The following is a 21,678-nucleotide window of genomic DNA, read 5'->3' as shown; positions in this document are numbered from 1 at the left end:
TTTATGATGGCGTAGCCGCGACTTGCACAGAGGGCAGGTGGGCCTCGATGAGACGGTTGACCAATTGGTCGGCCGCCTCGTCGGAGAGCTGTCGGCCGAAAAGGGCCTGCTGCGAAAAACGTTCGGTCCCAAGGGCCGTCACGATGCCAGATTTGACGAACTCGAAGTAACTCTCTTCGATGTGGCTCCTCATTCCTGTCGACTGGACTTCTTCCGACTTTCCGAACAACTGGGCCGCTAGATCCGGATCACCCAGTTGGATCGCCGCTTCGGCGACTTCGAGGTACAGCTCGCTCTTCACGACTCGGAGTTCGATCTTGAACCGCATCGCCTCGGCGACCCAAGCAAGGGCTTCGACCGGACGATGGACCATGAGGTCGACGCGGACAAGGTTCGAAACGATCGTACCGAACATGAGGCCGGCTCCGACCGATTTGGCGAGGCTGAGGCTCTCCGAGAGCGCGAGCCTGGCCAGTTCGGGCTGACCGGTTTCGACCCCGTACATACCGATGTTGACGAGGGTCGCGGCGACGCGGAAGGAGTCGTGGGCGAGCCGCGACAGCCGCAAGCTTTCTTCGTACTCCGCCCGGGCACGGTCGAACTGCTTGCGCTCCATCGCCGTATTGCCGAGCCTCAAGTGCCAGCGCGACGCGATCGAATAATCCTTGAGGGCGAGCGCGGTTTCCAGCCCTTCGAGCGCTAAGCGGTCGGAAAGGTCGAAATCGCGTTCGGTGTGCGCAGCCTGTTGGACGACGAGAAGGGCCTCGCAGACGGCCAGTCCGTCGCCTGCAGATCGTGCCTTTTCCAGGGCCTGCTCGGACATCGCCTGGTAGATCGAACGGTTGCCGAAGTAATTCGTGAGCCGGGCGAGGCCGGTCGCGCACCTGCCTCGGTAAGGGCTGTCCGAGCCCAGCGCGTCCAAGATGGATTCGAGGGCATGGACGCCCTCCATGATACGGCTGGACGCTTCCCAGAACTCGACCATCGCGATCGCGATACGGGCGACCTTTTCCGGTTCGTCGTGCACGAAGAACCAGTTCATGGCCGACAGCAGGTTCATATAGTCGGCGTGGACGGCTGTGAACCACCGGTCACGGTTCTGCCTCTTCGACACCGCCGTACCTTCTGCGACCTCCAGGAAGTAGTCGGCGTGCAGCCATCCGACTTCTTCTTGCTGGTCGGGCGAGGCTTGTTCGCGGGCATAGTCGATCAGCGTTTCGAGGATCGTGAACCGGGCCCGGTCCCCATGGTTCGTAGTCCGTTGGACGATCCCTGCTTCTTGAAGGCTATCGAGAAGGTCGTCGGCGTCACAGTCCGGGCAGATTTGGGACACGGCGTCATGGTCGAAGCCGTCGGAAAAGACGCACATTCGGAAGAACGCCGCCCTGAGCTCGGGGGTCAAGAGGCCGATCGTGCTGTCGAGGACGGCCCGGATCGTCCGATGTCGCTGACTGATGTCCCGTCGACGCGACTCGAGGAAGTCGAGCCTTTGCGACAGTCTTTCCAGCATCTGGGCCGGAGTCAGCGAACGGATCCAAGACGCGGCGAGTTCGAGAGACAAGGGCAGACCCTCGAGCCGGACGCACAGTCGCGCGATCGCCTCACCGGTCCTTTCCGTCACGTGGAAGTCGGGTTTGACGGCTTGCGCCCGTTGGACGAACAGCATGACGGACGGGTTCTTAGCGACTTCGTCGGCCGGATCGAGAACGTTCGAGGGGACGGCCAGCGGGCCTAGTGCGAACTGTGTCTCACCGGGAAGGTGGAGCGCGCGCCTCGACGTCACGAGGACGCGAAGGTCAGGCAGTTCGGAAATCAAGACAGCGAGCTCGTCCAAGTCGCTTTCCTGGAGGTGCTCGGCGGAGTCTAAGACGAGCAAGGCTCGGCCGACCGTCTCCAAGTCCTCACGGATCGAAACGAACGTCCGACGGTCGGACGGTGTGCCGGGTGCCACGACGGCTCCGATCTGCTCGATGGCCGTGGGGGCTTGCCCGAGCGGCGAGCACGGGACGAAATAGACGCTGTCTTCGAAAGAGGGCAGAAGTTGGTTCGCGAGTTCGATCGCGAGCCTGGACTTGCCGCTGCCGCCGATTCCGACGACGGTCACCACGCGGGTGTCGTCTTCGGTCAAAAGCCGGTAAACGGCCGACATTTCCTCCTCACGGTCGATCATCCGGTTGAAAGACACCGGAATCCGGCGCTTGGTCGCGGTCGGGCGTTTGGGCGGCAACGGCTCGAGCGGTTCGACCTTGACCGTCGACGGGACATAGGCGGCAGGGCTGGGGATCGACGTGATCTTCGACCTCAGGACGAGCGACGCTTTGGACGGCGCGGAGCCCCGTTCGCGCAGAGCGACTTCCATGATCGAGAAGTGGCGCAAGGCCGCCTGGTGCCGACCGGCGTTGGCGAGCATCGTGATGAGGTCGAGATGGGCCTGCTCGTCTCCAGGTTCCAGTTCCACAAGCCTGTTCGCAAAGTCCGCTGCCTGCGCAAAGCGGCCCATGTCCGCGTTTTCGCGGATCAGTTCATGGAGGACCTGACGGATATCGGCGGCATAATGGGTGCGCTTGGGCAAGACCCATGGCTCTTGGATCCCTTCGAGCAGTTCGCCCCGGTAAAGGGACGCCGCTGTCTCGAGCGCTTTGAGCTTGTCGGCCCCCTTCGGCATCGATTGGGCCTTTTCGATCTGGGTTTCGAACTCGACGACGTCCGACGAGACGGAGTTCGGATCGAGTCCGAGGACTTGATGGTCGCTGATGAAGACCCGCCCCACGCCCGAGCCCGGCGCTTCCAACTGCCGCCTCAACGACGACACGGCTTGGTTCAGCCTGTTCCGGAGGGCCACGGTATCGCCGTCCGACCAGATCAGCGACGCCAGCTTGTCCCGAGGGACGGTCTTGCCGATTTCGAGCGCCAGGTAGGCGAGCAGCGCCCCCGTCTTCTGGGTCTGGAACTTCTGGACGACGATGTCGCTGTGGCGGGCCCGAAGGCCGCCCAACATCTCGATCCGCCACGGCAATACGAAATCGCCGGAGGATCCGAAGCCGGACGATGGATCGTGCCCTCTCATGAGCCCTCTTGGGTCCCCTCCCACGGGTGCGGTACGACGAGCATACCGACTCGGAAGATCAGACGTCCCCTTTTCCGTTGCCGAGGTATCTTGGGCCGTGCGTTTTCTGCCTCTTTTGACCCTGTCCTTCGCCGTCGTGTTGTCCGGGTGCGCCCCGTCAGGGCAAGGCGGTGACCCTGGGGCCTCGTCGACGAAACCGGGCGCGACGGGCAGCGGAGAACTGAAGGGCGACCTTGAAGTCGTGGCCTTTAAGGGTGGCTACGACGTCGACTTCTATTCTCAGGCGGGGAAGGAGTTTCAAGACAAGCATCCGGGCCTGAACGTCAAGGTCGACGGCGATCCGCACATTTGGGAAAAGATCCGCCCACGAATGGTGAGCGGCGACACGCCGGACATCATGTTCCCGGGTTGGGACATGGACCAGTGGGGGCTCGTCCAGGACGGCCAGTTGATGGAGCTTGACGCTGCTCTCGACTCTCCGGCGTTCGACGGCAAGACGAAGTGGCGCGACACGTTCGACCCGAACGTCCTCAAGCTTTGTCAGAAAGACGGCAAGACGTACATGTTGCCGCTGTACGTCATGGTGCTCGGATGGTGGTACGACCCCGGCGTCTTCGCAAAGAACGGATGGGCGCCGCCGAAAACGTACGGCGAACTGCTCGCTCTGTGCGAGAAGGTCAAGGCCAAGGGGATGGCTCCGATCACGTACCAAGGGCAGTACCCCTATTACATGATCGAAGGCATGCTGCTCCCATGGGCGGCTTCTGTGGGCGGCGTCGACGCCGTCAAGGCCGCCCAGAACCTCGAGCCCGGTGCCTGGAAGTCGCCGTCGATGCTCCAGGCCGCCAAGATGATCGCAGAACTCCGTGACAAGGGCTACTTCTTGGAAGGCTCGACGGGCATGAGCCACACGGAAGCGCAGACTCAGTTCCTGAACGGAAAAGCGGCCATGATCCCGTGCGGATCGTGGCTTGAAGCCGAGATGAAGAAGGTCACGCCCCCTGGCGTCACGATGAGGTTCTTCAACGCGCCGGTCGTCGAGGGCGGGCAAGGAGACCCGACGGCGGTCCTGATCGGGATCGAACCGTGGATGATCCCGGCCAAGGCCAAGAACCCTGACGCGGCGGTCGCCTATTACAAGTACATGACCTCGCTCGAAAAGGCCAAGCAGTTCGTCGAGCAAAAGGGGACGTTGATGTCGATCGTAGGCTCTGACGAAGCGAAGATGCCGGACACTCTCAAAGAGCCGGCCGCCGCCGTCAAAGGCGCAAAGACGGTGTGGGCGGTCCAGTACCGTCAGTGGTACAAGGCGATGCAGAAGAACATCGAAGGAGCCCTGACGTCGCTCTTGAACAAGGAACTCACGCCCGAGCAGTTTTGCGACCGTTGCGAAGCAGAGGCCGAGAAAGTGCGGAAGGACGACAGCATCGCCAAGTACAAGGTGCAGTAGGCAGGGCCGTCATTCCGTAACGTCGTAACAGACGAGCCCCCCGTCCATGACGAGAAGGCCGCGCCCTGAATCGACGAAGCACCCGCCACGGACGATCTTTGAATCAGAGGTCGTCTCATAAGAGCCTGTCGCCGTCGAACCGTCCGGGGAGAGCCGGAGAAACCGCCGCTTGGAAACGGCGGCCCACACGGAGCCGTCCAGGGCCTGTGCCAATAGCTTGGAGGATCCGTGTGTCAAGCCGGAGCCACCGTAATACCGTTTCCGCTCGACGCCAGACCAAGGATCGTGCACCGTTACAGCTCCCGGCAAGGCGTCGCAGAAGACCGCGGAATTGTCATGGGCAAAGAAGAGGTTCCAGTCGCCGGCGTTGAAAAAGGGGATCTGCCATGCCGTGTCCAATCTCATGGCGTTCAAGAACGTGAGGGTCGTTCCGTTGGAGACACAGACCGAGTAGGGGACAGCCGTGAGATAGGTGTTTGAGACCGGGAACGTCCGGTCGGCGGTCAGTCGCCCCGTCCGGACGTCAAACCTCCGGATCTTTTGGTGCAAGTTGATGCTCGAGCAGACGTAGAAGGAGCCCTCATCGGTCAATGCTGCGCGCTCCCAAGCCCCGGCTTTGAAGGTCGACACGGTGCGACGCTGTTGCGTGTCCCATACGAACGTGTTCGGAGAAAGCGCGTCGTCCGTTGACGCCACATAGCGCCCGTTCGGTGACACGGCCCGGAAGTACGCGGGAGGGACCGAGCTTTCGCCGATTCCCACGCCTGTCTTGACGTCGAAGAACTCGAACGCATTGCGGAATCCGGAAGCGACGATAGCGGTCGATGGGTCAGATGCCGTCACGAGTTGGGAATCCTGCGCGTACAAGTCCATCAACCATCGGCCGTTGACGGACGACCGCAGAGAGGCACTTCCGTAGATCGTGCCGTCCGCTGAAAGAATGCCTCCGCCGTGTGGAAGCAAGACCGTCTCGAACGACAATCCATGGTGCCTTTCTGAAACCCAGTCGATGCGTCCTTTTTGGAAGTTCCAGGCGACGACCGAACCGCGAGCGTCACCCTGAACGAGGATGGTGTGTTCGTCTTCGGCGAAAGCGACGCACGTGACCGTTAGGTCGGAGGCTCTGTACCTCCGCATGTCCTTGAAGTCGATGACCTCAAGACTGGTGGACGACCATGCGGCCAGGTAGCGGCCAGAGGGAGAGAAGAGGAGCGCACCCCCATAGTACGGCAGGCTATAAGTGGCGAAGAGTCGCCCGGTCTCTGCATTGCGGAACTTGTAGCATCTGACATCGTTATGGAACACGAACCGCCCGTCCTGACTCATGACGGACGCTCCGAACGAGGGCCGTTCCCAGAGCACCTTTTTCGACGCGACATCGGCGACGTAAAACGTGTTCGAACCACTTCCGAACACCCTTCGACCATCGTCGCTCACTTGGTACCTGCGTCCGACCGACGTTGCTCCGGTAAAGGAGCCTACGACCTTTCCTGAACCTGTGTCCCATTCGACCAATCGGCTGTTCGAGTCCTTTCCGTAGGCCCTTGTCCCGTCGGGAGACAGACCGACGTGATCGAGGATGGTGCCGTATTCGACCGGAATCGAGCAGCGGAGAGACCAGTCGGAGACGTTCCAGATGTCGACTTGGCGGTGTAACGTGACAGCTGCCGTTTTCCCGTCCGCTGACAACGCGATTCCCGTAACGTCTTGCGCCCGAGGGCGTTGCCAGCGGACAGGGAGCGTCTGTGCGACCGAGCCATAAGAGAAGAGGACGGTCACGGAAGAGACGAGTAGTTTCAAGAAGGATACGTTCATGGATGCATCAGCGATCGGTGTCTGTCCTTTGATTCGCGGTGAACATTAGTGGACGACCCGCGTTCAGCGACGTGAGCTCGAAGCACTCGAGGCCGTCCGAACTGACGATCAATCTCGACATTGCAGGATCGAACCAGACACCCCTGACGTACTTGGGCTCCGGCAATATCCAGACGTTGATAACTTTGGGAACTTCGAGATCGATACGGATCAACGCATTCGACGGACCCTGGGCGACGATCGTGCCGTCCGGAGCGATTCCTGCGAGCCTCGCATAGCGATCGTTCTCTGATAAGAACAAGTGGTCGGTGACGTAACCGAGGGGCTTACCATCGGATGCGTCGAAAAGGACCAACCGACCGAACGGCGCGTCCGTGGCGCCTAAAATATTGCCGCTTGAAAAGGAAATGTTCCAGTCTCCGGGCGCATAGAAGGGAATATCGTAGACGTCCGATAGATCGCCTTCCCTGATGAAGCCAAGACGCGTCGCCCGTGCCACGCAGAGCACAGAGGGATCGGCTGTCGGATAAACGTTCGCAGTCGAATGCGGCCGTTGGGACAAGACCGCTCCCGTGAAGAGATCAAACTTCCGCAACCGGCTCGAGGCGCCCAAGACTGTAGCGACAGTCATGGTTCCTTTCGTATCGTCGATCGCACACCTGCTCCAAACACCGGTTGTGAAAGCCGACACGCTCCTTTTCAAAGAACAGTCCCAAACCCGGGTCATGAACGCGTCGTTCCAAACGATGTACCGTTGCCGTGGCGACACCGTCCATGAGGAACCTGCGTTCACGTGTTCTTGAAACGTGTCCTGGCCCGTCGACATCGACGCGGAGTACACCGCGTTTTCAAAGTTCGCAACGTAAGTGAACTCGTCCAAGTCGTTCACGGCGATCGCCGAGACTTCAGGAGCGTAAAGGGAACGAAGGTGCCCTCCTCCAGGGCGGCCATGAACGTGGACGGTTCCGCCCCAGTTTTCGGAACTCAAGTAAAACGATGACCCGTCCGGAGCCGGTGCCATCCCAGAGAGGTTCACGGCCGTCTCGTAAGTACCTTCCCAGACCAAAGTGCCTGCCGAGAAATCCCACTCGACCGACCGCGATCCGTTGCGCTCTGTTATGAGCACGGTGGAGCCGTCCCAGGAGAAGGTCGATCGGCCAGCCTTAAAAAGCTCAAACTTGTACGTCCTACCGGTCGTCAGGTCGAGGACGTCGGCCGTGGGAGATTCCCTGTTCAGAAGAAATCGGTCGTTCGACGAGAGTTGGATCTCACCACCGACCGCACCGCTGCGAAAGGACGTGACGTTTCCGGTCTCGATGTCACGGAAACTAAGCCTTGGACCGTTCGAGGTGATCACGGTGTGGCCGTCGCTCGTGACGACGGCGTCTCTCCCGGCGTTGTAGCGCTCCCACAGCAGGCGTTTGACACCGCGTCGATAGACGGCGACCGATTGTTGTGTCCTGATCAGAATGTGGCGACCGTCCGGTGAAGACTTGGTGCTGACGGGCAAGTAGCCCGTGCGGGGAAGTGTTTCGACGGTCTCGCCCGTCCTTGTGTCGATGCCGACGACGTCCCAGGAATTGGTGGTCGTGCCATAGAACGTCGAACCGTCAGGGGTAACAGCGACCTGGTTCAAAGTTTGCGCAAGGTCTAAACGGATCGACCTTCGAAGCCTTTGTCCGTCGCGATCCCAGACGTCGTAAGTGAACGGTGTCGAAACGACAAGGGTCGAACCGTCCGCCGACTGTGACAGGCCCTGGGCGACCGTATCGGCAGGTCGTCGCCAGAGGCTACGCAGCTCTTGTGCGGTCGCAAAAGGCGATGACTGGAGGACGACCATCCCGATGATGCCGAAGAATCTCCCAGCGTTCATGTCCCCTTGGCCGACCCTGGCCATGCCCTTGGACAGTGGTCGCTCCTAGTGGTTCAGACCATGGTGGCCTCGTCGTTGTTCCAGGTTTGGACGCATTCCAGCGGTCGAGTAACCTGCCGCAAAATGACTCGTAGCGACCGTCAGGTCCCGAAGACTGTCTCGACCGAATATTGCACGCCCGTCGAGATCGACTACCTGTTGCACCTTCCCGCGGGTTACGGACTGGACGGGAGCGACCGCTGGCCCTTGCTCCTCTTCCTCCATGGTGCGGGCGAGTCCGGTCGTGACCTCGAAAGGGTCAAAGCCCATGGACCGCCCAGGGAGATCGAGAAGGGCCGAGACCTGCCGTTCATCGTCGTGTCCCCGCAGTGCCGAAGGGTTGAAGACTGGTGGCCGGTCACTCCACTCAAGGCCCTGCTCGACGTCGTGGAGCACGACTATCGTGTCGATCGCGAGAGGATCTACGTTACGGGACTGAGCATGGGCGGTTATGGGACGTGGGCGCTGGCGTGCGACCAACCTGACCGCTTCGCTGCGATTGCACCGGTCTGTGGAGGTGGCGTCCCTCGGCTCGCCCCGAGGTTGAAGCGGACTCCGGTCTGGGCGTTCCACGGAGCGAAGGACACGGTCGTGCCCTTGTCAGAGACCCAACGGATGGTGGATGCGCTCGCCGCGGCGGGCGGGGACGTCCGATCGACCGTTTATCCCGACGCCGGGCACGACGCTTGGTCGGTGCCCTATGCGGGTGGCGAACTCTACGCCTGGCTGTCGAGCCACCGCCGGAGCGCGTAAGCAGGCGCTCCCGGCGGGGCGGTCCAGGTGCTTCTCTCGAAGCTAGCCGTGTCGGTTACGGCCGTGCTTGACGAACTGGTAGTACTTCTTGCCACCGCGATAGACGGTGCGTCGGTCGTAGCGGACACCGTTGCGCGTGAAGCTCGATCGGCTGAACATCTCGGCTCGGGCGCGCCGTTCCCGGCTCGAGCTCTTGCGGTCCTCTTCATAGCGGTAGGCCGAGTAGAGGGCTCCGGCCGTGCCGAGGAACGTGATGGTCCCGTCCTTCTTGAGAAGTCCGAGGAGCGCGGCGACGCCCGACGCGATTCCCAGCGTCTTCCATTCGTCCTGCTTTTGCTTCCGGTGGCGGCTCTGTGGTTCCGGCGCCGTCGGTGCGGCCCACGCCGCATAGGGCGCCAGCGATGAAGCGATGATCGTGCCGACAAGCAATGTCATGGGGAGTCTTTTCATGTCGTCCTCCTACACGGATAGAAACGTCCAGGTTGGCCAGAAGGCACCGGGGGTCCCGGCGCGACTTCGGGGCCGGAACGGCCGAGCTGACACAAAGTCCGAGCACTGTCAGTTAGCAAAGGTTACAAATGTTTATTCGCTTTTGTGTGTTTGTTCATCACTTTCAGAGGGATCGATCTGGCGGTCCGACAAGAGCGGTTCCTACTCATTTGTCGGATAGGTGCCTTCCGTCTCGCCGAAAGATCGTCGGCTGATATCGGACAAGTCTCACGTTTTTTCGAACATCGATGGGCCAAAAGAGGACGGCCGCCCCTGAAACCAGGGACGGCCGTCGTTCCGGAACTTGGGAAGGAGTGTCCTTACGCCTTCTTATTGCGGCGGCGGAGCATGGCGGCGAGGCCGAGGCCCAGGGTCGCCATGGTGAACGGCTCCGGAACCATCTGGAACTCGATGTTGTCCGCGCCGACCCAGTCGCCGAAGTCGCCGATCGTCATGACGATCTCGCGAGCGTTGGCGAGGGCGCCGAGGTTGAGCTGCTGCACGTTCGTGCCGGCAGCGGCGACCGAACCGATCATCGTTCCGCCCGCGTTGAACGCGTAGAGAGCGGTCGCACCGGAGTCAAAGATGCCGCCCGCATAGAGGCTGAAGCTGGTGACGTCGCCGGAGAAGACCATCGTGAAGACCGGATCGCCGTCTTCGCCGAGCCAACCACCGAACGAGTGGAGCAGGTTGCCCGCCATCGGCGAACCGAGGCCGCCTCCGACGTCGGTCGACGTGATCGTCATGTCGGTGGCCGAGGCGAAGCCCTGGCTCGTGCCGGCCCAGTTCGGGACCGAATGGCCGTTGGCGCCCGAAAGGAACGTCACGCCGAGGCCGGCGTACTGGTTCGAGAGGGTCGAGCCTTCACTGACCGCGCCGTCGTCGAAGTTGATCGAAGTGGCGAACGACGCCGCAGAAGCCGCAGCGAACGCGATAAGAAGCACTTTCTTCATGAATACTCCTCCAGTTATGAACCCTGCGGCCATAGACCGCATGAAACTCAGAGGTTAACATCTTACCTGAAAAAGTTCTTAACCGCAAGAAACCCGGAAATTCTACTGGCCGGCCGGTCAAGGGCGGTCCAAAACCCACGAAGACTTGCGGTTACGAGAGGCGTCACCCGCCGCCGAGGTACAGGATCGACCCTCGGATACCGACCGTCCTCAGGAACGTCAGGTCGTCGTGGTCCGCCATCGGTTCGGACTGTATCCCCAGGCCCTTATAGCCGACGTGAAGCGTGTCGTCGGCGTCACCTCCGGTCCATCGGTAGGCGAACACGATGTCGTCACCGTCCCAGACGGCCGCCGGCGCCGAGCGGGACTGCGTCCACTCGTCGTACAGCCGGTGCACGGACCATCCGCCTCCCACGGACTTGTCGGCGATCTGTCGGGCCACGTAGGCGCACGAAGACCTTCCCGAGTCGGAGACCAGGCCCAGACCGTAAACGATCACCCGACCCTGTGGGCCGGCGTCCCGTGACGCGTCGAACAAGACCGTCAAACGGCCCGAGCCTTGGGCCGACCCTTTGTCGCCGCCGATCCTCTCCGCGCTTTTCGCCCGCAACCGTCCGGCAAAGGCCGAATACCGTCGGACGGTCCATCTCCGACTTCGGGCTGCGTCCTGCCTTTCGGTCGAAGCGACGATGAGATCGCCGTTCAGCGTGTCAGGACACGCGCCGACGGGCCCCTCGCTCCGTTCGGCCAAGTTCTCGGAAAGGACGACCTTTCCGGCCGCGTCGAAGACCGTGTATCGGACGATGCCTGTCGACGGCTCCCATAGGAAAAGGTAGAGCCTTCCGGCATAGACCGTGACCGTCGGGACGAGACCAGGCCGGGGATCGACGGTCTTCCCATCGCTGAGGTCGCCACCCCGCTCCGTCCACGTCTTTGTCACGGTGCCCTGCGCCGTAGGATAGAAGACGTGGACGCGGCCCTCAAGTTCGGCCGCGGCCGGATCGCCCAGGACGCCGTCCTGAGCGACGACCAATGGCGCCTCCCAGACCGTCGGCCGTTTCAACCGAAGCGAGACCAGTCGTCCAGGATGGTCCGCCGAAACAGTACGGTTGCGACCGACGGGCGGGTCGTCCGTCCTCAGGGTCGCCAGAACGTGGGTCTTGCCTGCGTGGGAGAACAGCCACGGCGCAGCCATGGTCTTCCCGACCGCGTCCCTTGGGCCTGCGTTGGTCGAATAAGACGTGTTGATGTCGGCGCGGACGTAGCGCTCACCGAACACGCCGTTCCAGTTCCAATCGACCAACGTGTTCGGACCTGATTCTTTCAGCCGGAACCGGTACGGGCCTTTCTCCAAGAACCGGACTTTGTCGATCGGCACGGGAAGGACTTCGTCGAGGTCCGTTTCGCGCAGGACGAGTCCGGACAGGGAACCGTCCGAGTACCGGATCTTGTTCGAATCGTCTTCGAACGCATAGCTGTAGGCGTAACTCATCAAGCTCGGGTACGTGGGACAAAGCCCGTTCCTCCAAAAGCCTTCATGGTCCAGACCGAGTTGGTGGCCGAGTTCATGGACGAAGACGGCCCAGAGGGCGTTCACCCCTACGGTTCCGCCGTCGCCAGACTGATCGGCTTGACCCCCTCCTCCCGGCGTGACTTGCATCCAATGGACGAGACCTTTCCAGTTCGCGGGCCGGACTTTGTCCCGGTTCGCCCACCAAGGGTTCTTCTGGTCGGCTTCGGAGACAGGTTCACACGGCACGGCGTGGAACAAGATGCCGGTCTTACCGTTAGGGTTCGGAACCTTGAGGGCCGCGTAGAACTTCTTGACCCGGTCTAGACCCGCCGCCAGTGTCGACTCCGCGACGGTCGAGAACCGGGACACGAGGCACACGACGTCCGTCTGTGCGGGGTCGCAGCCAATTTTCGGAAGGTCGAGTCCCCGGAATCCCAGGACTTCCCACCCGTCGAGGAGGCCATCGTTGTCGGTGTCCGGGTCCATGGGGTCGGAACCGGCCGATCGTTCGGCGTCCGCGTCCAAACCGTCCCGGTCAGGGTCGGGGTCGCCCTCGGCAACGGACCGCCATATCCTGACGAGCCGAGCCGTGTGGGCTTCGGACCCGTTTCGGAACCCCACGATGTCGGGAAACCCGTTACCGTCGACGTCCCCGATCGCGAAATCCGCGTCGGCAGGAGCCAAGTCGCCTTGGTCCAGGCTCAATCGGACGGAGCTTGTCCAGACCGAGCCGTCCGCGACCAAAAGCCCTTCGGAGGCAGCGGGAACGGAACCGGGCCGGCACGTTCCGATCGACCCGACGGGGAGGAACGTGTCGCGGTCGAGTGCGGTCAACTTTCCGTCGCGGCCCGCCGCGACAAGGACGTCGCCCCTGTCACCGATCCACGTCGTCTTGTCCGGAAGGACGATCGGACGGAAGCTCCTGTCCTTCAAGGACAGGAAGAAACCTCGGCCGTCGGTCCTGGAGAACGCCAATACGCCCTCCTTTCCCACCGCCGCGATGCGCGGAGACGATAAGGCCGAAGGGAGCCGGCTCCATTCGCCGAAGTCCACCCATGTGCCATTGAAGGAAGGCCCGGCCAGCCTTAAGATCCGTCCGCCGGACAAGCCCATGACCCCGGCTCCGTTTCGGCCCGGAACGGAGACGATACAAGCGGCCTGACAGTCTTTGCCCCAGTTGCTCAAGACGCGTACAGGGACGCCGCACTTCTGGCCGTCGACCGTCGTGGCGGCATCGATGAACGAATCCCCCTTTCCGCCGACGCGTACGATATCGGCGCGCCCGTCTCCATTGACGTCGACGACCAATGGGATCAGGTCTCTCGACGAAAATCCGGTCGCCCAAGCTTGGGGCTTCGTGAAACCGATGACGGCGGCCGCAGGAATAGCGATGAGCACTCGGTCAGTTTGGCCTGTGCACGCCGTATCGGGATAATGCCGAGACGAGACATGTTCGGATCTTGGATCCTCGCCGCTTCAGCCATGACCCTAGCCGCTACCCGCTCAGAACCGGACTGGATGCTGGACATCCACCCCGCACCGGCCGTCGTCACGTTCGACCGGAGTTCAGGCAGGCTCGAGCTCTCGAACGGGATCGTCCGGAGAGTCGTTTCGACGGTCCACAACGGGACGACCTTAAGCCTGAAGAACATGACGACGGGAGAAGAGTTCTTGAGGTCGCTCCGACCGGAGGCGACGTTCGTCGTGGACGGTCGTCCCGTGTCGGTCGGTGGGGTCGTCGGGCTACGCGACCATGCCTATTTGTCCCCGGACTGGCTCCCCGACTTAAAGCCCGACCCCATGTCCCTGCAATTCGTCGGATGGAGCGAGGCGTCCGTCCAAAAGCGTTTCGACTGGAAGCCGAGATCCGTCCGAAGACGCGAGGCGGGCGTCACCGGGTCGTTTCCGACCACGGACGCCGATTGGCCCCCTCGGGGACGGTCGCTGACCCTCGACTTTGAAGGTACCGGTAAGTTCAAGGGCTGGCAAGCGAAAGTCGTTTACGAACTGTACGACGGGCTTCCGGTGTTCATGAAGCGTGTTTCTGTGACCAACGGAACCCGGCAGACGGCGCGCATCGACTCGTTCAAAGCCGAAGTACTGGCCGTGGTCGAAGCCGAGTCGACCGTCGACTTCCAACCGACGTGGCGCGTCCCGAACATGACCGTCACGACGGACTACACCTTCGCCGGGATGTCGATGGGGGCTTCGAACCGGGCCGTCAATTGGCTTCCGGACCCCGAATACAAGACCCAGGTCAACTACGATCTGAAGACGCCGTGCCTCTTAGAGGTCTCGAGTCCGGTCGGGCCAGGAACAGACATCGTTCCAGGAGGGTCGTTTTCGACTTTCCGGGTGTTCGAACTGCTTCACGACTCGACCGACCGCGAACGCAAGGGCCTTCAGGTCCGCCGGATGCACCGGCTGTTGGCGCCTTGGTGCCTCGAGAACCCGATCATGCTCCACCTGACGTCAAGTGATCCCCAGGTCGTCCGAACCGCGATCGACCAGGCGTCCGAGTGCGGTTTCGAAATGGTCGTGATTTCGTTCTGGTCTGGGCTCGATATGGAGGACCTTTCGCCGACGAACATTAAAAAATGGAAGGAACTGGTCGACGATGCGCACCGGAAGGGCCTCGAGCTCGGGGGGTACTCGCTTTTGGCCAGTCGGAGCGTCGGACCAGAGACGGACGTGATCGATAAGACGACAGGCAAGCCGGGAGGTGCCGTTTTCGGCAGCTCGCCGTGCCTTGGATCGGCTTGGGGGCAGTCGTATTTCCAAAAGCTGAGAACGTTCATCGAACAGACCGGGTTCGACCTTCTGGAGCACGACGGAAGCTATCCTGGCGACGTCTGCGCGAGTACCGCCCATCCCGGGCACCGAGGCTATGAAGACTCCCAGTGGACGCAGTTCGCCACCGTTTCGGAGTTCTATCACTGGTGCCGGGCCCGCGGCGTGTTCCTCAACGTTCCGGACAACTATTTCCTGCAAGGGTCTAACAAAACGGGCATGGGGTACCGCGAAAGCAACTGGTCGCTGCCGCGTGAACAACAACACGTCCACGCCCGCCAGAACTTGTTCGACGGAACATGGGAAAAGACGCCGAGCATGGGGTGGATGATGGTGCCGCTCGTGGAGTATCAGGGCGGTGGCCCGGCTGCGACCATCGAACCCTTGCACGAGCACCTCGCCGATTACGAGCGGCACTTTGCGGCCAATTTCGGATTCGGCGCCCAAGCCTGCTATCGGGGCCCGAGGCTCTACGACACGCCGGAAGTGAAGACTGCGGTCGTGAAGTGGGTCTCATGGTTCAAGGAACACCGGCAGATCCTCGAAGCGGACGTCGTCCATCTCCGGCGCCCGGACGGTCGAGGGACGGACTACGTCCTGCACGTCGATCCGCGAGGCCCGATCAAGGCGATGCTCCTGAGTTGGAACCCGACGTCCGAAGACGTCGAGGAGGAGCTGACGGTCCCGCTCCGCTACTCGGGCCTTCGAGGTTCCGCGACCGTGGCGTTCGAGGGGTCGAAGCCCTCAAAAATCGCGGTCGGTCCGGAAGGGGCGTGCAGGATCCGATGGAACGTTCCGGCGCGGGGTATGCGCTGGGCGACGTTCAAGTGAAGGCTCACGTCGACCTGGCATAATCCTGTCCGGGACGATGGAGCGCCGAGGGAGGAACGGGTTCATTGCGGCGTTTCTGGCGCCGGCCGCGTTGCTTTACGGTTGGTTCGTGGTCGTGCCGTTCGTCCAAGCGGTGCAGTTTTCGGGCTATCGGTGGCGCGGCCTTTCCATGAACCGGAAGTTCGTCGGTTTCGAGAACTTCCAAAAGCTCGGCCAAGACGAGACTTTTTGGCAGGCTGTCGGTCACAACCTCTGGCTCTTGATCGTCGGCGGGCTCGTCGTGATGTCCGTGTCCGTCGCCTTAGCCCATGCCCTCCGAACAGGCGGACCGATGGCGAAGGCTTTGCGGGCGGTCTACCTCTTCCCCCAAGTCATCTCCCTGGTCGTCGTCGCGGTGTTGTGGCAGTTCGTCTTCAATCCTCAGGGCCTCTTGAACGGAGGACTTGCCGCAGTCGGGCTCAAGGGACTGAGCCAGACGTGGCTCGGCGATCCGAAAACGGCGTTGGGAGCGGTCGGCGTGGCGTTCGTCTGGTACGTCGCCGGCTTCTACGTCATGTTGTTCGCCGCGGGCATCCAGTCGGTATCGGCGGACGTCTTCGAGGCGGCCGAACTTGACGGTTCCCATGGCCTGCACCGGTTCTGGAAGGTGACTTGGCCGCTCTTGTGGTCGGTGAAACGGGTCGCGGCGGTCTATCTGATCGTCAACGTGATGAACGTCTTCGCCCTCGTCTTCCTGATGACCCGCGGGGGGCCGGACCGGAAGAGCGAGGTCATGCTGACCTACCTGTACGAACAAGCGTTCATGAACTCGCAGTTCGGATACGCGACAGCGATGGCGGTCGGCAACTTCGTCGTGATCCTGGTGTTGTCCCTTGCCGTCCTGACCGTCTTCCGCAAAGACCCGACGGAGAGAAGGGCATGAAGAAAGTGCTCGTCAACGCCGTGCTCGGCCTGTTCGTTCTGGCCGTTCTCGTGCCCCTGCTGTGGGTCGGATGGTCGTCGCTCAAGACGGGCGACCGGATCCTCGGATCGCCGTGGGAACTACCGACCGTGCTCCATTGGGAGAACTACGGTCATGCCTGGCGGGAGGCCGGGATCGACAAGGCGTTCGTCAACAGCATGGTCGCTACAGCGGGATCGCTCGTGCTACTCCTCCCGATCAGCGCGATGGCGGCGTACGTCTTGGCGAAGTACCCGTTCCGGGGTTCGAAACTGGTCCAGACGGTGTTCATGGGGCAGATGATGTTCCCCCATTTCCTGGTCATCGTCCCCCTCTTCTTTTTGCTCCGCGACATGCAGATGCTCGACCGGATGTCGGGGTTGATCGCGGTCTACGTCGCGTACTCGCTGTCCTTCACGATCTTCGTGCTGACCGGCTTCTTCCAGGCGCTCCCCAACGAGTTGATGGAAGCAGCGCGCATGGACGGTTGCGGGCACTCGAAAACGTTTTGGAAGATCATGCTTCCACTGGCCAAACCTGGACTGATCGTCGTCGGCATTTTCGACGGGATCGGCCTGTGGAACGAGTACAACCTGGCCCTGGTCTTCATGACGAGGCCCGAGAACAAGACCTTGCCGCTCGGCATCGCGAACCTGACGACGACGCAGCAGTACCAGAGTGACTGGGGCGCCCTGTTCGCCGGCCTGGTGATCGTGATGGTCCCCGTCTTGGTCGTGTACTGGTTCTTCCGGGACCGCATCCACGAAGCCATGCTCGCGGGCGCCGTCAAAGGTTGACGCCTCGTCCTGAAACCCGGATCGGCCTTGGGTCGCGGTACGGACCGTGTTCCCCTTGGTCTCCTACCTCCTGGTCGGTTTGATCGCCGGCGCGATCGCCAAAGGCCCTCGTGCCGGGCGACCGGAACGAGCCGAAAGGGTGTCGACGACGATGCTCCTTGGATGCCTCGGCCTTCGTCGTCGGGTTCGTGACGCACACGGTTTTGCGCGAGCCTCCCGGAGGTTTCGTCCGGTCGGTGTTCGGTGCGACGGTCGGTGCCAGCCTCTCCCTGTGGGCGTCCGGCAGAGCCACCTCAGAGAGGGATAGGAGGTTCTTATTCCGTTCTTATGGCTCCGGATTGAACACCGGTCGGACCCGGACGTCCATTCCAGATGACAACAAGGCTTAAGGTCCACGGACCTTAGGGTGAAGAGACATTGGCGGCCTTCGGGCCGCCATTTTTTTGCGGCCCGACCGATAGCCGAAGTCCAAGGTGTGCCGCCCCGCCGGACCGACCGACAATCCCTATAGCCGGCCCGTTCGGGGGCGGCGTCCCGGGCCGTAGGGAACTGCGACCTGGCAAGTACACTAGGAAGAGAACATGAAAGAAGTCGGCATGGGCGTTCCCTTCGTCATCGAACAGACCGCGCGCGGCGAGCGTAGTTACGACATCTGGTCGCGGCTCCTGAAAGACCGGATCGTCTTTCTCGGGACGGCCATCGACGACTATGTCTCCAACCTGCTGATCGCCCAGCTCCTTTTCTTGGAAAAGGAAGACCCCGACAAGGACATCGAGTTTTACATCCATAGCCCCGGAGGGAGCGTCAGTGCGGGTCTGGCCGTGTTCGACACGATGCAGATGATCAAGCCCGATGTGGCGACCTTCTGCGTCGGTCAGGCCGCGAGCATGGGAGCAGTGCTGCTTGCCGGCGGCAAAAAAGGAAAGAGGTTCTGTCTAGAAAACGCCCGGGTGATGATCCATCAGGTCAGCGGCGGCGCCCAGGGCACCGTGGCCGACATGAAGATCGCGATCCAGGAGGCCGACCGTTATATGGACATCCTCATGAAAATTCTGTCCGAGGCGACCGGTAAATCTACGGAGCAGGTCAAGAAGGATTGCGACCGCGACCACTTTATGTCGGCCGATGAGTCGCTGGAATACGGCTTGGTGGATAAAGTTTTGAAGCCGGGTGCGCGATAATAGGAAGGTAGGACGCGAATATGGCGAAACCTGACGAGCGGCGCGACCGCTGTTGCCTGTGCGGAAAGGCCAAAGAACAAGTCCCGAAACTGATCGTGGGCCTTCACGGCGCTGTCTGCTCGGATTGTATCGATCTGTGTAACGACATCCTTCAGAACGAAGGCGGGGCACCCCGGGAACCGAAGCAAGGGTCCGAAACGGCCAAGTCGAAAGCGGCGGCCGGTGCGGGCGCCGGCGGCGCCACGGCCCCGTCGGCACCGAGGCTGGCCAAGCTTCCGAAGCCGAAGGAAATCGTCTCGTTCTTGGACCAATACGTCATCGGCCAAGAAAACGCGAAGCGGGCGTTGAGCGTCGCGGTCTACAACCACTACAAACGCATCCACGACACCGACGAATCTGGAGTGGAGCTTCAAAAGAGCAACATCCTGATGGTCGGTCCGACGGGTTCTGGCAAGACTCTCCTAGCGCAGACGCTCGCCCGGATGCTCCAAGTCCCGTTCGCCATCGCCGACGCGACCGCGCTCACCGAAGCGGGTTACGTCGGAGAGGACGTCGAGAACATCCTGCTTAAACTTTGGCAATCTGCGGAACAGATGGATCCTCGAAACGCGAAGGAACTCTGCGAGCAAGGCATCATCTACGTCGACGAGATCGACAAGATCGGTCGCAAAGGCGACAATCCGTCGATCACTCGGGACGTGAGCGGGGAAGGCGTCCAGCAGGCGTTGCTGAAGATTCTGGAAGGGACGGTCGCCAACGTGCCGCCAGGCGGCGGGCGGAAGCACCCGCAGCAAGAGTACATCCAGATCGACACCAAGCACATCCTCTTCGTCTGCGGCGGTGCGTTCGAGGGCCTGGGCGAGATCATCCTCCGCAGGCAAAAGGAGAACGTCATGGGCTTCCGGGCAGAGCCTCAGAGCAAGGTCGAGCGGACAAAAGACGTTTTGCGCAACGTCACCCCAGAAGACTTGCTCAAATTCGGTCTCATTCCCGAGTTCATCGGCCGACTTCCCGTCATCACGACTTTGGACGAGCTCGACGAGGACTCGCTCATCACGATCTTGACCGAACCGAAGAACGCGATCCTCAAGCAGTATTCGAAGTTCTTCGAACTCGATGGTGTCGGCCTCGAAGTCGAACCGGGGGCTCTCCGGGAGATCGCTCAAGAGGCGCTGCGCCGGAAGACAGGCGCCCGGGCCCTGAGGTCGATCATCGAGCAGGTCATGCTCGAGGTCATGTACGAGGTCCCGAGCAACGACGACGTCAAACGTGTCGTCGTCCCGGCGGGCGTCCTGACCGAAGGGACCAAGCCTTTGCTCCTGAACGCGGAAGACCTCCGCGCGGCGAGCTAGTCCTCGAGAAGGTCGGTCCGGACAGGCATCGGTGTGCGACAATGCACCGATGCCTGTCGTTTTTGCCGCCCTTGCCCTTCTCGCCGTCGCCCAGGACCCGATCGAGGACTATGGCGCACCCCGGCCGTTCCGTCTCCTCTTCGACGGGCACACGTTGGCCGGCTGGCACGGCTATGGCGGCGAAAAGATCGGGCCAGGCTGGAAAGCCGAAGGCGGCGTTTTGAGCTGCCGCGACGGACAAGGCGGCGACATCGCGACCGACGGCACGTTCGGCGACTTTGAGTTGAGGCTGGAGTGGCGCATCGAGGCGGGCGGAAACTCGGGGATCATGTACCGCGTCGACGAGTCCGAACGGGCAGCCTGGTTCACGGGGCCGGAAATGCAGGTCCTCGACAATGCCAAACATCCTGACGGCCGGAGCCCGCTGACGTCGGCCGGAGCCTGCTATGCCATGTATCCGTGTTCCCAGACGACGGTCAAGCCGGCGGACGAGTGGAACGCTGTGCGGATCGTCTGCAAAGGGAACCACGTCGAGCACTGGCTGAACGGCGTGAAGGTCGTTACGTACGAGCTAGGTTCAACCGACTGGAAAGAGCGGGCCCACAAGGCTAAGTTCTCGGACCATCCGAATTACGGCAAAGTCGCAAAGGGCCACATCGTCCTTCAGGACCATGGCAACCGGGTCGAGTACCGGTCGATCCAGGTCCGCGAGTTGGGCTAGGCTCCGGACCGTTGCCGGCCCGGAGCCTGAACAAGGTCAATAGACCGAGTCGGGGAAGTAGTAGTTCTTCGCGTTGTCCGGCGTGACGAGTTCGACGTCGAGCATCAGGTGCCGGGGAAGGAACGGGCGCTTCTTGTCCAGATTGCCGCCGTTCAGCGCCGATACGGCGATGGACATTCCGGTCGCGATCATCGAAGGCGGGTAAGTGATGTCGGCCGGGAACATCTTGTCCCCGTCCATGACCCGCTTGACGACGTCTTTCATGCCTGCTCCGCCGAGCATCCAGACCTTGTCGGCACGGCCTGCTTCCTTCAGGGCCAGTTCCGCGCCGAGGGCCATGTCGTCGTCGCTCGCCCAGATCGCGTCGACTTCGGGATGTTTCAGCAGGAGGGTCTGAGTGACCTCCTGGGCCTTTTGTTTGTTCCACATCCCGCTCTGGGCGTCGAGCACCTGGATGCCAGGACTCGCCTTGAAGACTTCCATAGCCGCGTTGTAACGGTCGGTGTCGACCGTACACGGGATGCCCCGTAAGATGAGGACCTTGCCCTGGCCGTTCATCTTTTGGACCATGTACTCGGCCGACTTCCGCCCGAACGCCTTGTTGTCGCCCTCCAGGAAGACGTCCGCGACGGGTTCCAGGAATCCACGGTCGACGTTCACGAGGAACACCCCGCGCTCGTGGACCTTCTTTGCGGCCGGGGTGATCGGGGCGCTCTCGGTCGCCAGGACGACCATGCCGTCGACGCCCTTCGTCAGCATCGTCTCCATGTCTGCGATCTGCTTTTCCGGTGTCTGGGCCGGACTGATGATCCACTCGACGTCGGGATAGAGCTTGCTCGCTTCTTGGGCCCAGTAGTTGACTCCGGCCGTCCAACCGTGGTCGGCGGCCGGGATCGAGACGCCGATCTTGATCTTCTTCCCGCTTGCCCCGGACGAGGCCGAGCCTCCGGTCGTCGCGGCGCCGCCTGCGGGCGCCGGGGTCGGCGAACAACCTGCCGCCAAAAGGCCGGCCAGGGTCAGGCCGAGAATCCATCCTTTTGCCATCGAGCGTGTCCTCATATCAGGGCCCGATCTTGGCACTTCGCGGACTCGTTTGGCTATGCCGGACCCCGAG

The 21,678-nt window shown here is 61.9% G+C and carries 15 protein-coding genes; 8 read left to right on the top strand and 7 right to left on the bottom strand.

Going from position 1 to position 21,678, the window contains the following annotated elements:
- Position 1: 1 nt before the first annotated feature.
- Positions 2-3,067, bottom strand: a complete 3,066-nt coding sequence (locus JST30_11770; GenBank protein ID MBS1715002.1) for a winged helix-turn-helix domain-containing protein — start codon at positions 3,065-3,067, stop codon at positions 2-4.
- Positions 3,068-3,164: 97 nt separating this feature from the next.
- On the opposite strand from JST30_11770, the gene JST30_11765 reads away from it, so the two are divergent.
- On the top strand, positions 3,165-4,517 hold the full coding sequence (locus JST30_11765; protein ID MBS1715001.1) for an extracellular solute-binding protein: 1,353 nt from the start codon (positions 3,165-3,167) through the stop codon (positions 4,515-4,517).
- A gap of 9 nt (positions 4,518-4,526) precedes the next feature.
- Here the strand turns inward: JST30_11765 and JST30_11760 are convergent, their stop codons facing one another.
- Complete coding sequence (locus tag JST30_11760; GenBank protein ID MBS1715000.1) at positions 4,527-6,332, bottom strand: hypothetical protein; 1,806 nt, start codon at positions 6,330-6,332, stop codon at positions 4,527-4,529.
- 7 nt (positions 6,333-6,339) lie between these two features.
- Positions 6,340-8,205 (bottom strand): WD40 repeat domain-containing protein, encoded by a 1,866-nt coding sequence (locus tag JST30_11755; GenBank protein ID MBS1714999.1) that lies wholly within the window; start codon positions 8,203-8,205, stop codon positions 6,340-6,342.
- Positions 8,206-8,328: 123 nt separating this feature from the next.
- On the opposite strand from JST30_11755, the gene JST30_11750 reads away from it, so the two are divergent.
- Positions 8,329-8,997 (top strand): prolyl oligopeptidase family serine peptidase, encoded by a 669-nt coding sequence (locus JST30_11750; protein ID MBS1714998.1) that lies wholly within the window; start codon positions 8,329-8,331, stop codon positions 8,995-8,997.
- Between the two features lie 42 nt (positions 8,998-9,039).
- On the opposite strand, the gene JST30_11745 is transcribed toward JST30_11750, so the two are convergent.
- The 3 genes from JST30_11745 to JST30_11735 form a co-directional block, all read right to left on the bottom strand.
- Positions 9,040-9,447: a hypothetical protein gene (locus tag JST30_11745; GenBank protein ID MBS1714997.1), complete on the bottom strand. Its 408-nt coding sequence runs from the start codon at positions 9,445-9,447 to the stop codon at positions 9,040-9,042.
- Between the two features lie 359 nt (positions 9,448-9,806).
- Positions 9,807-10,439 carry a PEP-CTERM sorting domain-containing protein gene (locus tag JST30_11740; GenBank protein MBS1714996.1) on the bottom strand — a complete coding sequence of 211 codons (633 nt, stop codon included), beginning with the start codon at positions 10,437-10,439 and terminating at the stop codon, positions 9,807-9,809.
- Between the two features lie 163 nt (positions 10,440-10,602).
- Complete coding sequence (locus JST30_11735; protein MBS1714995.1) at positions 10,603-13,350, bottom strand: hypothetical protein; 2,748 nt, start codon at positions 13,348-13,350, stop codon at positions 10,603-10,605.
- 36 nt (positions 13,351-13,386) lie between these two features.
- On the opposite strand from JST30_11735, the gene JST30_11730 reads away from it, so the two are divergent.
- The 6 genes from JST30_11730 (at position 13,387) to JST30_11705 (ending at position 20,564) form a co-directional block, all read left to right on the top strand.
- Positions 13,387-15,573, top strand: coding sequence for an alpha-galactosidase (locus tag JST30_11730; GenBank protein ID MBS1714994.1), 2,187 nt, complete (start codon positions 13,387-13,389; stop codon positions 15,571-15,573).
- A gap of 37 nt (positions 15,574-15,610) precedes the next feature.
- Complete coding sequence (locus JST30_11725) at positions 15,611-16,495, top strand: sugar ABC transporter permease (protein MBS1714993.1); 885 nt, start codon at positions 15,611-15,613, stop codon at positions 16,493-16,495.
- Positions 16,492-17,310: a carbohydrate ABC transporter permease gene (locus JST30_11720; protein MBS1714992.1), complete on the top strand. Its 819-nt coding sequence runs from the start codon at positions 16,492-16,494 to the stop codon at positions 17,308-17,310. The genes JST30_11725 and JST30_11720 overlap by 4 nt, the downstream gene beginning before the upstream one ends.
- Before the next feature lie 581 nt (positions 17,311-17,891).
- Positions 17,892-18,491: an ATP-dependent Clp protease proteolytic subunit gene (locus JST30_11715; protein MBS1714991.1), complete on the top strand. Its 600-nt coding sequence runs from the start codon at positions 17,892-17,894 to the stop codon at positions 18,489-18,491.
- Between the two features lie 20 nt (positions 18,492-18,511).
- Positions 18,512-19,843 (top strand): ATP-dependent Clp protease ATP-binding subunit ClpX, encoded by a 1,332-nt coding sequence (clpX, locus tag JST30_11710; protein MBS1714990.1) that lies wholly within the window; start codon positions 18,512-18,514, stop codon positions 19,841-19,843.
- A 49-nt stretch (positions 19,844-19,892) separates the two neighbouring features.
- Complete coding sequence (locus tag JST30_11705; GenBank protein MBS1714989.1) at positions 19,893-20,564, top strand: DUF1080 domain-containing protein; 672 nt, start codon at positions 19,893-19,895, stop codon at positions 20,562-20,564.
- A 36-nt stretch (positions 20,565-20,600) separates the two neighbouring features.
- Here the strand turns inward: JST30_11705 and JST30_11700 are convergent, their stop codons facing one another.
- Complete coding sequence (locus JST30_11700; protein ID MBS1714988.1) at positions 20,601-21,608, bottom strand: ABC transporter substrate-binding protein; 1,008 nt, start codon at positions 21,606-21,608, stop codon at positions 20,601-20,603.
- Between the last annotated feature and the right edge of the window lie 70 nt (positions 21,609-21,678).

The organism is Armatimonadota bacterium (assembly GCA_018268395.1).
In the GTDB taxonomy this organism is placed as follows: domain Bacteria; phylum Armatimonadota; class Fimbriimonadia; order Fimbriimonadales; family Fimbriimonadaceae; genus JAEURO01.
The sequence above is the reverse complement of the archived record's forward strand: the minus strand, read 5'-3'. Positions and strand labels throughout refer to the sequence as shown.

What these genes read in the sequence shown, in the direction of transcription:
- JST30_11770 (MBS1715002.1), bottom strand. Translation starts at nt 3,067, where the DNA reads ATGAGAGGGCACGATCCATCGTCCGGCTTCGGATCCTCCGGCGATTTC.
- JST30_11760 (MBS1715000.1), bottom strand. Translation starts at nt 6,332, where the DNA reads ATGAACGTATCCTTCTTGAAACTACTCGTCTCTTCCGTGACCGTCCTC.
- JST30_11755 (MBS1714999.1), bottom strand. Translation starts at nt 8,205, where the DNA reads ATGAACGCTGGGAGATTCTTCGGCATCATCGGGATGGTCGTCCTCCAG.
- JST30_11750 (MBS1714998.1), top strand. Translation starts at nt 8,329, where the DNA reads ATGACTCGTAGCGACCGTCAGGTCCCGAAGACTGTCTCGACCGAATAT.
- JST30_11745 (MBS1714997.1), bottom strand. Translation starts at nt 9,447, where the DNA reads ATGAAAAGACTCCCCATGACATTGCTTGTCGGCACGATCATCGCTTCA.
- JST30_11740 (MBS1714996.1), bottom strand. Translation starts at nt 10,439, where the DNA reads ATGAAGAAAGTGCTTCTTATCGCGTTCGCTGCGGCTTCTGCGGCGTCG.
- JST30_11730 (MBS1714994.1), top strand. Translation starts at nt 13,387, where the DNA reads ATGCCGAGACGAGACATGTTCGGATCTTGGATCCTCGCCGCTTCAGCC.
- JST30_11725 (MBS1714993.1), top strand. Translation starts at nt 15,611, where the DNA reads ATGGAGCGCCGAGGGAGGAACGGGTTCATTGCGGCGTTTCTGGCGCCG.
- JST30_11720 (MBS1714992.1), top strand. Translation starts at nt 16,492, where the DNA reads ATGAAGAAAGTGCTCGTCAACGCCGTGCTCGGCCTGTTCGTTCTGGCC.
- JST30_11715 (MBS1714991.1), top strand. Translation starts at nt 17,892, where the DNA reads ATGAAAGAAGTCGGCATGGGCGTTCCCTTCGTCATCGAACAGACCGCG.
- clpX (MBS1714990.1), top strand. Translation starts at nt 18,512, where the DNA reads ATGGCGAAACCTGACGAGCGGCGCGACCGCTGTTGCCTGTGCGGAAAG.
- JST30_11705 (MBS1714989.1), top strand. Translation starts at nt 19,893, where the DNA reads ATGCCTGTCGTTTTTGCCGCCCTTGCCCTTCTCGCCGTCGCCCAGGAC.
- JST30_11700 (MBS1714988.1), bottom strand. Translation starts at nt 21,608, where the DNA reads ATGGCAAAAGGATGGATTCTCGGCCTGACCCTGGCCGGCCTTTTGGCG.